At 70.2% G+C, this 13,868-nt stretch carries 11 protein-coding genes and 1 tRNA gene; 4 read left to right on the top strand and 8 right to left on the bottom strand.

The genetic code is table 11. The features are described from left to right. Window positions 1-38: 38 nt before the first annotated feature. Window positions 39-701, top strand: a complete 663-nt coding sequence (locus tag AC2CHG_RS10545) for a DUF6882 domain-containing protein (protein ID WP_463840506.1) — start codon at window positions 39-41, stop codon at window positions 699-701. A gap of 8 nt (window positions 702-709) precedes the next feature. Here the strand turns inward: AC2CHG_RS10545 and AC2CHG_RS10540 are convergent. The 3 genes from AC2CHG_RS10540 to AC2CHG_RS10530 all read right to left on the bottom strand — a co-directional run bounded on the left by AC2CHG_RS10540 (window position 710) and on the right by AC2CHG_RS10530 (window position 2,628). Beyond that, window positions 710-785: transfer RNA gene (locus tag AC2CHG_RS10540), tRNA-Arg, on the bottom strand. Between the two features lie 373 nt (window positions 786-1,158). Beyond that, entirely contained in the window at window positions 1,159-2,310 is a 1,152-nt protein-coding gene (locus tag AC2CHG_RS10535; protein WP_262012687.1) for a hypothetical protein, read from the bottom strand. A 6-nt stretch (window positions 2,311-2,316) separates the two neighbouring features. Then, window positions 2,317-2,628: a hypothetical protein gene (locus tag AC2CHG_RS10530; protein WP_262012688.1), complete on the bottom strand. Its 312-nt coding sequence runs from the start codon at window positions 2,626-2,628 to the stop codon at window positions 2,317-2,319. Between the two features lie 61 nt (window positions 2,629-2,689). On the opposite strand from AC2CHG_RS10530, the gene AC2CHG_RS10525 reads away from it, so the two are divergent. The 3 genes from AC2CHG_RS10525 (at window position 2,690) to AC2CHG_RS10515 (ending at window position 6,960) form a co-directional block, all read left to right on the top strand. Beyond that, a complete protein-coding gene (locus AC2CHG_RS10525) occupies window positions 2,690-5,038 on the top strand; it encodes a TOTE conflict system archaeo-eukaryotic primase domain-containing protein (protein WP_355512341.1) in 2,349 nt (782 codons plus the stop codon). Between the two features lie 93 nt (window positions 5,039-5,131). Next, window positions 5,132-5,557, top strand: a complete 426-nt coding sequence (locus tag AC2CHG_RS10520; protein ID WP_174533516.1) for a hypothetical protein — start codon at window positions 5,132-5,134, stop codon at window positions 5,555-5,557. Window positions 5,558-5,697: 140 nt separating this feature from the next. Beyond that, complete coding sequence (locus tag AC2CHG_RS10515) at window positions 5,698-6,960, top strand: ATP-binding protein (protein WP_174533515.1); 1,263 nt, start codon at window positions 5,698-5,700, stop codon at window positions 6,958-6,960. 305 nt (window positions 6,961-7,265) lie between these two features. Here AC2CHG_RS10515 and AC2CHG_RS10510 read toward each other — a convergent pair whose 3' ends face one another. The 5 genes from AC2CHG_RS10510 to AC2CHG_RS10490 all read right to left on the bottom strand — a co-directional run bounded on the left by AC2CHG_RS10510 (window position 7,266) and on the right by AC2CHG_RS10490 (window position 13,711). Continuing rightward, the gene (locus AC2CHG_RS10510; RefSeq protein ID WP_484524643.1) at window positions 7,266-7,880 is read right to left on the bottom strand and encodes a superoxide dismutase; all 615 of its coding nucleotides are present in this window, start codon (window positions 7,878-7,880) and stop codon (window positions 7,266-7,268) included. Between the two features lie 1,049 nt (window positions 7,881-8,929). Further along, window positions 8,930-9,133, bottom strand: coding sequence for a cold-shock protein (locus AC2CHG_RS10505; RefSeq protein WP_007074326.1), 204 nt, complete (start codon window positions 9,131-9,133; stop codon window positions 8,930-8,932). 468 nt (window positions 9,134-9,601) lie between these two features. Beyond that, on the bottom strand, window positions 9,602-9,898 hold the full coding sequence (locus AC2CHG_RS10500; RefSeq protein WP_262012692.1) for a helix-turn-helix domain-containing protein: 297 nt from the start codon (window positions 9,896-9,898) through the stop codon (window positions 9,602-9,604). A 583-nt stretch (window positions 9,899-10,481) separates the two neighbouring features. After that, window positions 10,482-12,944: an ABC transporter permease gene (locus AC2CHG_RS10495; protein WP_484524642.1), complete on the bottom strand. Its 2,463-nt coding sequence runs from the start codon at window positions 12,942-12,944 to the stop codon at window positions 10,482-10,484. Further along, on the bottom strand, window positions 12,938-13,711 hold the full coding sequence (locus tag AC2CHG_RS10490) for an ABC transporter ATP-binding protein (protein WP_484524641.1): 774 nt from the start codon (window positions 13,709-13,711) through the stop codon (window positions 12,938-12,940). The genes AC2CHG_RS10495 and AC2CHG_RS10490 overlap by 7 nt, the downstream gene beginning before the upstream one ends. Between the last annotated feature and the right edge of the window lie 157 nt (window positions 13,712-13,868).

The raw sequence follows: 13,868 nt of genomic DNA, 5'->3' as shown, positions 1-13,868 counted from the left end.
GGGCCGCCCCGCGCTGAAAGGTCTGGCACACTGCGGCGATGCCGACGTTTGATCGACTCTTCGCCGAACATGTCGGCACCGGCCTGGCCCGCCAGATGGCGCTGGCCGACCTGCTCGGCGAACGTGACTGGCAACTCGACGTGCCCGGCGGCATCGCTACGTTCGGGACCGACCTGCGGTACCGCGTCCAGGTCCTCGGCACCGAGAGCCACGACGACGGCACCTGGCTGTGGGCCTGGGCCAACGAGGCCAGCAACCTCCCGCCGTCGGTGCTGCATCTGGCCGGCTGGCTTCGCGAGTACGGACACCGCCAAGGGGTCGCCGAACTCACCGAGCCCACGTTCCCGCTCCAGCGCGCCGACGGTCACCGCCTCGCCCTGCTGGCGTCCGGCCTCACCGGCCGCTGCTACTACCGCGGGCCGTACGACGGCGGCGCCGTCTTCTTCCACCTCGACGACGCCCCGCCGCAGATCACCGCGCCGGTCCGGCCGGAGCGGGTGCTGACCGTCCTGACCCAGGTCCTACAGTCCTTCCCGGTGGAGCACCGCGTCGCCGTCGAGTCGTTCCTGCACCAGCAGGGGTGGCGGCTGGATCGGGCGCCGATGTCGGTGACGGCGCAGGATCGGGACGGGTCGGTCCTGCGTGTCGACTTCGACGCGATGGGCCGGGTCAGCAACCTGTCCGGAACGGTCAGCCCGTAGGCGGAATGTGGTGCCCCCGGCAGGATTCGAACCTGCGACACACGGTTTAGGAAACCGATGCTCTATCCCCTGAGCTACGAGGGCGCGAGCGCCTAGTCTAGCGACGTGGGGGTTCACCTGGGGTGGCAGGGAGTGGCCCCCGTTCACCCACGTCACCCGGACCGCCGTTCTCCCAGCCCAGGACCACACCCGGCGCACACGAACCCCGGTTCGCGACCGGCGGTCGGCCATGGTGACCCACGTTGGCACCGGTTCACCCCGGTCGGCATCCGCTGGAGGAGTCTCCAGGTGACCCCGGTTGATCTTGGCGGGCAGAATGAAGTGTCCGGCGCGATGGGGTCGCGTCGGGGAGCGGACCGCCGCCGGCGTCGACTGTCTGGGGCGTCACGCTGGCACGCCGCACCGGCCATCCACGATCCTCGCCACACCTTGGCGACGGTCAGCGGGGAACCATGCGTCAGCTGTCGAGGCCTGCGAGGTTGAGGCGTTCGAGCAAACTGGGCTTGCGGGCGTGCGCCACCCGTAGCTCGGCCAGCTGGTGCTGGAACGACGAACTGTCCCCGTCGCGTTCGCTGAGTTCGCGCAGGTCGACGAGGAGTTGCACGGCGGTGTCGTACTCGCGGGGTTTCTTCGTGGCGATGAGCTCGTCGACTCGCTGCCAGGCGGCGGGTTGGTCGACTGCGAGGGTGTCGAGGTGCCGTTGCCGGGCTGCTGCGGCGGACCGTTCGCGGCGAATCCGGTCGCGTTCGCGTTGCTCGGCGTCCCGTCGTTCCCGTTCGGCGCGCAACTCCGCGGCGGTGGCGAGCAGTTCCCCGGCGGTACGGGCGGCTGCCGGGGTGGGCGTATCAGTGCGGTGTGCGTCGCGGTAGCGGCGCAGCAGCCGGTTGCGCAGTTGGCTGTCGCCGCCGGTGATCAGGTCGGTCAAGATGGCGTCCTTGTCCCGCGCGGACAGCCCGACGACCCAGGTGCGTAGTTGCGCAGCGGTCGGTTCGCCGGAGGTGGCCGGCGCCGATCCGGCCGCCGCGGCCGCGATCAGGTCGGGGTCGATGCGTAGGAACTCGGCGACGGCGGTGAGGGACGCGTCGAGGGTCCCCAGCCGGGCGGGGACGGGCGGTTCAGGCTCGTCGTCGGCGATCTCGGCGGACTGTACGCAGCGCAGCCAGGCCAGGTAGAGCAGGCGCAGGTCGCCGGCGGCGAGGCGGGCCCGGACCGGGATGATGGAGGCGAGGAGGCCGTGACCGTCGAGGTCCCACTCATCGGTGCCGTCCTCGTCCTCGTCGTGGAGGTCGATGATGACGTGCTTGCCGGCGGTCCACGCGGATGCACTGTCACCTTGGCAGTACTGGGAGACGGTGGCGGGGTCGAGCACGTGTTTCGGTAGTCGCAGCATGAGCTGGCGGGTGCCCCAGTTCGCCAGGTACAGGTGCGCGTCGAAGTACCGTTCCATCAGCGTGCGCGGGTTGCCCTTGAAGTTGCCCCACTCGTAGGTGTTGACGAAGCTGGTGGCAGTGATGTCGGCCCGGGTGGACAGCGACCGCAGCTCGGCCCGCTCGCGGACGGTGAGGGGACGGTCGACGGCGGTGAATTCGTAGTACTGGTACTCGCTCATCGTGGCCTACCTCCCGGCCCAGTGCCGGTAGGCGTCGATCCACGCGGCACCGTCCGGCATAGGGGTGGGTAGCGGAAGGTCGAGAAGACCGACCCGTTGCCGGTGGCGGCCTCGGGCGCAGACCGCGACGATGCTGTCCGCGGCCAGCTCGATCTTGCCTATGGTGACCTCGACGCCGAGGACGGTGGTGGTGAACGGCACCGCCAGATGCTCCTCGATCATGGCGAACAGGCCGGCACGCTGGTCCTCGTGACCGTCCGTGTCGACGGTGGCTTCCTCGATCATCGCCTCCAACGCGGCGGTCCCCTTCGATGCCATCGGCGGAGGATAGCGGACCGGTGTCGGGGTGTTCGGAGCCCGATGCGCGAGGATGGTCGGCATGGGTTCGGTGGCCGATTTCGTCGATCTTCGGCGGGAGGTGGAGCGGTTACGGGCGGAGAACGCCCGGCTGGGGCGTCTGCTGGAGCTGCGCGGCCAGGACACGACTGCGGCGCCGGAGCAGTTGTCCGCTCCGGTTGAGCCGCCAGGGCTGGTCACCATGGCTTCGCCGACCCGGGACAAGCTGACGTTGTTCACCGACCGGTTCCGGGCCCGGGCCGACGTGTACGCCGTGCGGTGGGACAACGCCCGTACCGGCGCAGCCGGATGGATGCCCGCGGTCGCGGGCGGCTGGCGCAAGGGTATGGACCGGCGGGGTGCCACCTACCTGCCCCGCACGACGGAGGTCGTCGCGGCACATCTGGTCGGCGACGTGTTCATGGGCCTGTACCCGCTGATGCCCGGCAACACCTGCCACTTCGTCGTGGCCGACTTCGACGGCCCGACGGCGATGCTCGACGCCCTCGCATACGTGAAGGCGGCACGGGCCAGCGCGGTGCCCGCCGCGTTGGAGATCTCCCAGTCGGGCCGCGGAGCCCACGTGTGGGTCTTCTTCACCGGCGCTGTTCCCGCGGCCACCGCGCGGGCCGTGGGTACGGTCCTGCTGCGCGAGGCGATGGTGCTGCGCGGGTCGATGGATCTGCGGTCGTACGACCGTCTCTTCCCCAACCAGGACGTCCTTCCTGAGGGTGGCTTCGGCAACCTCATCGCCGCGCCGCTACAGGGCCGCCGCCGCAAGGACGGACTGACCACCTTCCTCGACCTCGGCACCCTCGAGCCGTACGCCGACCAGTGGGCATTCCTGTCGACACTGGACCGGCTCAGCCCCGGCGACGCCGAACAGATCGCCCGGCAGGCCAAACAATCCGTCACCGGTGCCGACATCGCAACGATCAGCCGGTCCGCCGCGACGCAGGTCCACCCTCCACTGCCTCCGGTGGTCCACGCGGAGGCCGGTGCCGGGCTGAGCATCGACGCCGGACAGCTCACCCCCGCCGCACTCGCCACGTTCAAACACGCCGCCGCCATGGCCAACCCGAAGTTCTACGAGCTGCAACGACTCCGCAAGTCCACCTGGGATACGCCACGCTTCATCCAGGGCTATGACCTCACCCTCGATGGTCGCCTGATCCTTCCGCGGGGCCTACGGCACACCATCACCACGATCGTCGAGCGCACCGGGTCACGGCTGGCCGTCGCCGACGTACGAAACTCCGGGACCGAGATCGACACCGCGTTCACCGCCGAACTCACTGGCCAGCAGGCCGTCGCGGTCGGCGCACTCCTCGCCCACGACGACGGAATCCTGGTCGCCCCACCGGGCTCCGGCAAGACCGTCATGGCCTGCGCCGTGATCGCCGAACGCAACACCTCCACCCTCGTCCTCGTCGACCGCAAAGCTCTCGCCGACCAGTGGCGCACCCGCATCCAACAGTTCCTCGACATCAAGCCTGGCCAACTCGGTGGCGGCCGACGCAAGCTCACCGGCACGGTGGACATCGCACTGCTGCCCTCCCTCGCCCGGCGCGACGACGTCGCCACCCTGACCCAGGGGTACGGGCACGTCATCGTCGACGAATGCCACCACCTCGGCGCCGCCGCGTACGAGCACTCGGTCAAACGGATCGCCGCGCAGTTCTGGCTCGGCCTCACCGCCACCCCTACCCGACGCGACGGCCTCGGCCAACTCGTCACCTGGCAACTCGGCCCCGTCCGCCACACCCTGACCGACGAGGAACAGGGCACCCTCGCGGCTGCGATGCACACCGATGCCGGCCCCCGTCGAGCGCTGTTCATCCACGAGACCACTTTCCAACCCGGCGACGTCGACCTTGACGCGCCCGGCGCGCTCGCCGAGGTGCACCGAAGGCTGGCCCTCGACGAACCCCGCAACACCCAGATCGCCGACGACGTCGCCGCGGCCCTGACCCGCGGTCGCAACTGTCTCGTGCTGACCCGACGGGTCGCCCAGGTCGAGGCACTCACCGCTCTGCTCGCCGCACGCGGACATCAGGCGCTTGTGCTCCAAGGCGCGGTGAGCACCCGCGACCGGCGGGCCATCGTTGACCGGCTCGACGGCGCGAAGGCCGGCGACGGCCTGCTCGTCATCGGCACCACACCGTTCATCGGTGAAGGCTTCGACGCCCCCGCCCTCGACACCCTCTTCCTCGCCGGCCCGATCTCCTACGACGGCCTACTCGTCCAATGCGCCGGCCGCGTCATCCGCGCCGCGCCCGGCAAGGACCTTGCCGAGGTCCACGACTACCACGACCCGGCCACACCCATCCTCGCCGCCTCACTCCCACGCCGCATGCCCGGATACCGGGCCCTCGGCTTCACCAGAACATGAGCGCATCCCATAGCGATCACCATCACTGGCCCGCCGGTTAAAGAGATTGACAGAAGCCAAGCGCGCTGGGCCTAACATGGCAGGCTAACGGCCATGGGCCGGTTCTCGGAGGATGAGCTGCAGGCGGTTGTCTCCCGGTACGAGGCGACGCGGGCGGCCGGGTTGACCGAGCGGGACGAACAGCTGCGGGCGGACTACCAGCCCTACGGAAACCGGAAGCCCTACGTGGTGGCCGAAACCCTTGCCGCGCTGCACGGCCCCACCGACGGCGCGGTGACGCTTCCGCGTCACCTCGACTGGTCCGGGCACGCCGAGTACGACCTGAACCGGCCCACGCGCCTGGCCAGCATGTACAAGGTGGTGCTCACCGAAGCCAGTACGGTCGAGGATTTGCACACCTGGCTCAATGCCGACCTGCTGCGGCGGCTCTGGCCCACCCTGTGGCTGCCACCCCAGCTCCGCCAGCACTGGGAAGACGCCTTCCCCGAACTAGCCCCGACTCGCAGCAACGCGACGTAGCGGTGGACCCCTTCCACGAACCGCCCCGTTCGCCTGGCCCGCAAATCGAACATCGAATGACCGCGTATCGAACGCTTCGGTGCCGCAAATCGAAAGCAACCTCCCTCGCAGATCGAAAATGCGGCGGTTATGATGACGCCGTGCCCACACCGCATCTAGTCCCCCGCCACGCTGCCGCGCAGGTCAACGCTGCTCTGGCGGACACCCGCGTCGTCTTGATCAGCGGGGCACGCCAAGCGGGCAAGAGCACCCTGGTCCGCCTCGTTGCCGGCGATCGTCTGGCCGAGCGCCGCGATCTTGATCGGGCTCAGGACCGGGCGGCGGCGATCGCCGATCCGGTCGGGTTCGTGGACTCCTCCGAACTCCTGGTCATCGACGAGATCCAGCGCGCTCCGGAGCTCCTGTTGGCCATCAAGGCTGCCGTCGACGAGGATCCCCGTCCTGGCCGGTACCTGCTCACCGGATCGTCTCGGCTGTTCGGCATGGTGGCTGCGCCGGACGCGCTGCCTGGTCGGATGGAAACCGTCGAGCTCTGGCCATTTTCCCAAGGCGAACTCGACGGAGCCCTGGACGGATTTATCGACGCCGTCTTCGCGCTCGGCCCGAACCTGCGACACGAGTCGGACGTGACCCGCGCCGACTACGCGGCTAGGATCGTGCGAGGCGGCCTACCCGAGGCCACCGCCCGCACCGACCCGCGCCGCCGCCAACGGTTCCTCGACGCCTATGTCCAGGCGCTCATCGACCGCGACGTCCGGCAGCTGTCCGACATCCAGCACAAGGGCGAGCTACGCAGGCTGGTACGCCTCCTCGCGGCCAGGTCCGCGACCATCATCGCCGCGAACTCCCTCGAATCCGCCCTCGGACTGAGCCGGCCGACGATCGTCCGCTACCTCCAAGCCCTGGAAGAGATCTTCCTGATCAAACGGATTCCCGGCTGGTCCCGCAACCTCGGCACCCGTGCCACCGCCGCGCCAAAGCTGATCTTCGTCGACTCGGGCATCGCCGCCAACGAAATCGCGACCGACGCCCGGGCACTGCTCCGGCCGGGCGCACCGTTCGGGCCGCTGCTCGAGTCATTTGTGCTGTCCGAGCTGTCCCGGCAGCTCACCTGGTCCGAGCAGTTCGTCGACCTGTCTCACTACCGCGACCAGAGCAGGTACGAAGTCGACGCGGTGCTCGAGAACCGAGCTGGTCAGGTGGTCGGGATCGAGGTCAAAGCAGCCAGCACCGTCGGACCCGACGACTTCCGCGGCCTACGCCGACTCGCCGACCGCCTCGGCGACGACTTCATCGTCGGCATCGTCCTCTATACCGGAACCGCCACGCTGCCGTTCGGCGACAGACTCCGCGCCATGCCGGTCAGCGCCCTATGGCAGGTTTCCGCCTCGACAGCAGATTGACCTCGCTCGCAGGCCGCTCCCCAGCCGTCAGGGGAGTGGGCATGCCCTCAACCGGGCGAGGGCGGTGGTGTGGTGGCGACGAGCAGGGTGAGTTCCCGGACCAGGTCGTCCAGGACTGACCGGTCTGCGCGCGGACCAGTCCGAGGGCGAGGTCAGCGAGGAGGTAGAAGCCGAGCGTGCGGGCCTGGTCGGTGTCGAACGAGGCCAGCAGCGCCTCCGCGCCGGCGAGATCACCGCGGTGGCGGGCGGCGATGACCCCGGCGGCGCGCTGCACGAGGTCGGCGGCGACGGACCGGTCACGCCGGTCAGAGCTTCGGCGCGGCGGCGCGGGCGGCCTCGAACCGGGCGGTCACGTCGGCCCAGTCGACGAGATTCCACAGCCGGTCGACGTAGTCCGGGCGCACGTTGCGGTACTGCAAGTAGTAGGCGTGCTCCCACGCGTCGAACACCAACAGCGGCGTGGAGCCCTGCCCGACGTTGCCGTGGTGGTCGTAGACCTGCTCCACGATCAGCCGCTGCCCCAGCGGCTCCCAGGCGAGGACACCCCAGCCGGAGCCCTGCACGCCCTTCGTCGCCGCCGACAGTTGGCCAGCGAAGCCGTCGAAGGAGCCGAAGTGCTCGTCGATCGCGGCAGCCAGCTCACCGTCGGGGCGGTCGCCGCCGTGCGGGGACAGGTTGTTCCAGAAGATCGAGTGCAGCACGTGCCCGGAGAGGTTGAACGCGAACGTCTTCTCCAACCCGACCAGCGCCGCGAAGTCACCCTTGTCCCGGGCCTCGGCCAGCTGCTCTAGGGCTTCGTTGCTGCCCTTGACGTACGCGGCGTGGTGCTTGCTGTGGTGCAGCTCCAGGATCTCGCCGGACATCGCCGGCTCCAGCGCACCGTAGTCGTACGGCATGTCGGGCAGAGAGTAGACGGCCACCAGCAGCTCCTCGCACCATCGTCGTCGCAGAGTTGGGCGGGCGCCCCGGCGGTGGTGCAGATCATCGCGTTGCCGGAGCGCCCACCCACTGCTGCCAGGATTACGTAGTTGCCAAGCTCTGGCAATAAAGACGAGCCAAGCCGCGATGAGGCCGGACGTACAGTCGGGGCGCAGCACGTCGCGCGAGACCGACACCGCGGCCCACGGGAAAGTGGCACTGAGCAGCGCTTATGCACTTCTGCTGGGCTTCAGCAGGCGATCACAACGGCGCGCGGGTGCGACCGGCGCAGAAAGCCTGGAAAGAGAGAAGCCGCAGGTCATCGGCCTGCGGCTACACACGGAGCGTCGGGTTAGGAAACCGATGCTCTATCCCCTGAGCTACGAGGGCGCGAGCGCCCAGTCTAGCGACCTGAGGGTTCACCTGAGGTGGCAGGAAGCGGCCGACGTTCACCCACCCCGTTCTACCAGCCCAGGACCACAGCCCAAGCACACGAACCCTGACTTGCGGCCCGCGATGCGGCCGCACCTCGTCCGCCTCACGATCAGCGGGCAGGCTCTGGCGCTCGCCCGCCTCGGCGATCGCTCGGGCGTACACCAGGACGTGGACCGCGTGTTCGCCCTACTGCCGGAACACCCACCGGACGGAAGGTCAGCACTAGCCTCACCCTCGGCCCGTACTGCCCGACACGGGCCGCCGCCAACGCGGCGACGGCCTACCCGGGTTTCGGCGACACCACCGACGTCATCGACCACCTCACCGCCGCTGTCGCGGTGTTCGACGCGGCCGGACTACGGGGACCGCAAGCGCTCAGCCGCCTCAAGCTGGCCACGGCTAACGCGCGGCGGGACAAGGGGCGATGCTTGGCAGACGAGCGCCCGAGGTCCGAATCGATCCAGTGGGGAGAGCACGGGGACACTGCTGGGCCGGCTCCACACCGAGACGGCCGGCCTTCAGCCGATCAGATGATTTTCGCGATGGCGTGGTGAGCGCATGAAACGCCGAACGGCGACCCGCTGAACCAGTCGGGCCGCCGTTCAGAGAATCTGGATCAGAGCGGGCGGATGTTCTCCGCCTGCGGGCCCTTCTGGCCCTGAGTGATGTCGAACTCCACCTTCTGATTCTCGTCGAGGCTGCGGAAGCCGCTCGCCGAGATCGCGGAGAAGTGGGCGAAGACGTCAGCGCCGCCGCCGTCCGGGCTGATGAAGCCGAAGCCCTTGTCGGCGTTGAACCACTTCACGGTACCTGTAGTCATGTCTGCTCCTTCGCAGGCTGTCAGAGGCCGCACTGTGCGGACCCTTACGCCGCCGCGTTGATCACCCGCGTCGAAACGACACGAAAAACGAAAAGCGCCTGGATGGGTTTCAGATGCCCCATCAGGCGCCGGAAAACGTCTACTGGAAATCAAAACTGCAACTGGGACACCGTAGCACATGATCCGTTGTTCAACCGATGGCGGTGAGTGGACCTGGTCAACTGAGCTTGCTTCCCTGCGGAGGCGCGCCGGATCCACGCCGCGCTGGGCGACCCGGCGATCGTGGACGCGCTCACCCTGGGTGGCACCGCACCCCTCGCCGAGATGCGCGACTTCCTCACCGTCCTCGACGGGCCGTCGGACCGAGGCGGGAACCTGGACGTGCGCCTGGTGGGCCGGCCGGCTTACCAGCCCGCCGACGGCCTCGCACGAAGGGTGGGCTGGTCAGTCCGGTCATCGCGGCCCCCGCTACTGCTTCTCGTTCTGCCGGAGAGCTTCCTCGAGTTGGTCTTCGAGAATGATGATCCGGCAGGCGGCCTCCAGGGCGGTGCCGCCGTCGACCATTTCGCGTGCCCGGGCGGCCAGGCGCAGCTGGTAGCGGGAGTAGCGGCGGTGCCCGCCGCTGGAGCGGTGCGGGTTGATCAGTTTCGCCTCGTCCAGGCGACGCAGGAAGTCCTGCGTGGTGCCGAGCATCTCCGCGGCCTGCCCGATGGTGTAGGCCGGGTAGTTCTCATCGCCGAACATGTCTTCGGGGTTTCGCCCCATGTCACCTCCACGTCGAGGGCCCCGGCGCTTGCGCGCCGGGGCCCAGGGTCACGAGTCAGAACACCATCTACCGACAGGAACGTCGGCTTGTCGTATCCGCACCAGCCGTCATTGACGGCTTCGGGTGCGAGGACCGCATATGCGTGACCGGAGACCACCTCTCGTTCGATGGAAACTGCGGTGTCCGCCCGGCCTGACATGACGACCGACGGCGGGCGATCCAACGGTGGTGTACGACCCTCCCTTTCCTCTGCTACTTCTTTCCCTTGCTGTCGTACGTTCTGCCGGCGCCGGAGCCCACGCGACTTCACAGCCCCGACACGTGCGGCGAACATCAGCTGGAGCCCTGAAAGAACTTTGGCCCCACCTGCACCCCGGCGTATGCCACGCCGGAACTGACGTGCTCTTACCGCCTCTCGGGAGGAACGGTGAAGCGTGTTCCTCTCCCAGCCGCCCGTCGTGTCCTCACGGCCGGACGGTCCGTCTGCGTCTTGACGGATCTTTCCTCTCGACTCGAAGAACAGTATGCCACACGGCAGAAGATGTCTAGCTCTCCCAGCCTAGATTTCCTGGCCGACGGTCATCAGGATGGCCGCGCTGTGATGTCGATACGTCTGGAGGAGGCGGCAATACGGTTCACCCCACGGCACCGGCGACCCAGTGACCGCCAGGTCGGCAGTGCGCTCGCCAGCACCGCCAGGAGCAGGCAGAGCCCCACCACCCCGCCGACGACGGACCACGGCACCACCAGGTCGACCGGTACGCCGGTCTGCTCGGCCAGGCCGGCACGGATACTCAGCAGACCGACGAACGCGACGGCCCCGCCGAGCAGCGCGCCGATCAGCACCACCAGGGCGGACTCGGCCGTGACCAGCCAGATGACCTGCCGTCGGGTGGCACCGGCCAACCGGATCAGCCGCAGGTCGGCCACCCGGCCGGAAGCGGCCATCAGCAACGTGTTCGCCACCGCGACAGCCCCGTAGCCCGCCGAGACACCGATCAGTAGCAGCGTGAACAGCCAGACGAGGCGGTCCTCGGCGCGGTCCGCCTCGGCCGCCCACCCGGCCACGTCGATGATCCGTGCTCCGGTTGGAGGATCGATCCGATCCTGGACGTACACCGTGGAGGTGAGCGCCGAGGGGTCGTGTGCCCGCACCACTGATCGTGGCAGGAGCAGGTCGCCGGGGATCGAGTCGTCGGTGACGACGGCGACGACGTGCAGCGACACCGACTCCCCATCGGCGAAGACCAGCTCGTACGGCTCGACCGGCCGCCGGTTCGCCGAGGCGGGGAGGACCACCGTGTCGTCGCCGCTCAGGTCGTCCAGTGAGCCGGCGACGACGGTGAGCGCCCGGTTCGCGGCGGCGAAGCCCGCCGGGTCCACGCCGAGCGCGGTCAGTGGCCGGTTCGCCGGCGGCGAGTTCGGGTCGCTCTCGTAGACCGTCGTCGGGAGGAGGGCGGTGCCCCCGGTCGCCGCTACGGCCTGGTCCGACAGGCCTGGTGCGCGGTCGGGCACGACGATCCAGCCGGCGTTGACGTCGTCGGCCCGGCCCGCCGCGTAGGCAGCCGTGGTCGTCCGCACCATTCCGGCGACCAGTACCGCGAACGCGACGGTGAGCAGCACCGGGGCGGCGATCGAAGCGGTCCGCCGGGTCGCGGTCGACGCCCCGGCCCGGACCAGCAGCCCGATCGCGCCACCCGGTCGGCGCACCGGCCACCGCAACATCCGCACCAGCGGGCCGACGACCGCCGGAGCCAGGACTGTGGCACCGGCCACCAGCGCCATCACCGCGTACAGGGCGTACTGCGCCGCGACGCGGGCCTCGTCGGCGGTCGCCGTCCCGATGCTGAGCGCGACCCCCACCGCGACGAGCAGCGCACCGGTGGCGATGCGCAGCTTCCCGATCGGCCGCTGCTCCACCGCCGCTTCGCGCAACGCCTCAAGCGGTCGGACCCGGGCCGCCTGCCGCGACGCCGACCAGACGGCCGGCAGCGAGATCACCGGACCGGCGACGAGCGAGAGAGCGACCGGCCAGTGCTCGTACCCGACCCGGAAGGTCGACGGTTCGAAGCCGGCGTCGACGAGAAGCCGACCCAGCAGCGGCGCGAGCCCGCCGCCCACCAGCAGGCCGGCGATCCCGCCCACGGCGCCGACGACGAGCGCCTCGCCGTACACCATGCGGCGGACCTGACGCCCGGTGGCGCCGACGGCGCGCAGCAGGCCCAGCTCACGGCGGCGCTGGGCGACGGTGAACGCGAAGGTGGAGGCGACCACGAACACCGTGACGAAGCCGGCGAGGGCCGCCGTGGCGGTGAGCACCTGCATGCCGATCCAGCGGGTGCGGGCGTCGTTGCGGGGCTCCAGCGCGCCACGCGCGTCACCGGTGAGAACCGATCCGTCCGCGCCGACGATTCCGCGAGCCGCCGTGGCGACCCGCTCGGGGTCCGCGCCCGCCGCGAGCACCAGCCCGATGGCCCGGACGCCGGGCGCGAGCGTGGCGGCCACCTCGTCGGCGACATGGACGCCGGGTTCGTCGACCAGACCGGTGACGGTGTACGACTCCGGGCCTGCCGCCGTCAGCAGGGTGACCGGCACGCCGGGACGCAGCCCGAGCGCACGGTCCACCACCACCTCGCCGGGCCTGCGGGGCGGCTCGCCGGCGGTGAGGCGCAGTCCACCGAGTCGGGCGCTGGCCCAGCCGTGCCCCTGGTGGGCGTCCTCCCGCCGTCCATCGGTGCCCGCGGGGCGACCGGCGACGAGCGGCTGCGCGTAGAAGGTCCGGTCCGGCACGGCCGCCGCGACACCGGGCAGGGCGGCCAGCCGGCCGGCGAGCTCCGCCGTCGTGGTGGCGGACCAGGGCCGCGTCGGCACGAACGAGTCGGGCGATGCGCCCGCTTCGGGGCTCTGCACCACCACCGCCGCCCGCGCGAGCCGATCCGGCACCTGCGGGCGTCCGGAGGCGAGGAGCAGGGTGGCCGCCGCGATCAGCGTGACCCCGATGGACACGGCCACGAACGCACTGACCGACCGCCGGATGCTCAGCACGCCGGCCCCGCAGGCGTCGCCTCGTGCTCGGACGGGCGGTCCGCACGCTCGGCGATCCGCGCGGCGACAACCGCCGCGGTGATCTCGCCGTCCAGCTCGTCGACGACGCGGCCGTCGGCGAGCAGCAGGACCCGATCGGCGTACGCGGCGGCGGCGGGATCGTGGGTCACCATCACGACGGTCTGCCCCTGGTCGTCGACGAGTGCGCGCAGCAGTCGGAGCACCTGTCGGGACGCCGCGCTGTCCAGCGCCCCGGTCGGCTCGTCGGCGAAGACCACCGCCGGGCGGGTGATCAACGCCCGGGCCACGGCGACGCGCTGCTGCTCGCCGCCGGACAGCTCGCCCGGCCGGTGCCCGGCCCGGCCGGCCAGACCCACGGCGTCGAGCGCGGCGGCGACGTCCCGAGCCGGCGGGCGGCGGCCGGCCAGGCGCAGCGGCAACTCGACGTTCTGCGCCGCGGTCAGCGTGGACACCAGGTTGAACGCCTGGAACACGAATCCGATCCGATCGCGGCGCAGCCGGGTCAGCTCGTCCTCACCCAGGTCGTCGAGGCGGGTGCCGTCGATGGTGACGGTCCCCTCGGTCGGGCGGTCCAGCCCCGCCGCGCAGTGCAGCAGGGTGGACTTGCCCGAGCCCGAGGGGCCCATCACCGCCGTGAACGTGCCGCTCGCGAAGCCGGTCGTCACGCCGTCGAGCGCCGTCACCCGCCGGGTTGCGGTGCCGTACACCGCGCGTAGCCCCGTCAGGGTCACCGTGTGTGTGGTCATGGCCGCCACGGTGCCCGGTGTGCGGGGTGCCGCGCGTCGTGCCGGCGTGGACACTTTCCGGCCCTCCGCCGGGTGGAGGCGGAGGGCCGGAATCGCCGGTACGTCGTCCTCCGGGATGACCGCCCGCAGGTGGACGCGGCGGACCCGGCCGGCCGAT

Source organism: Micromonospora sp. ATLC20 (genome assembly GCF_057196585.1).
The sequence above is the reverse complement of the archived record's forward strand: the minus strand, read 5'-3'. Positions and strand labels throughout refer to the sequence as shown.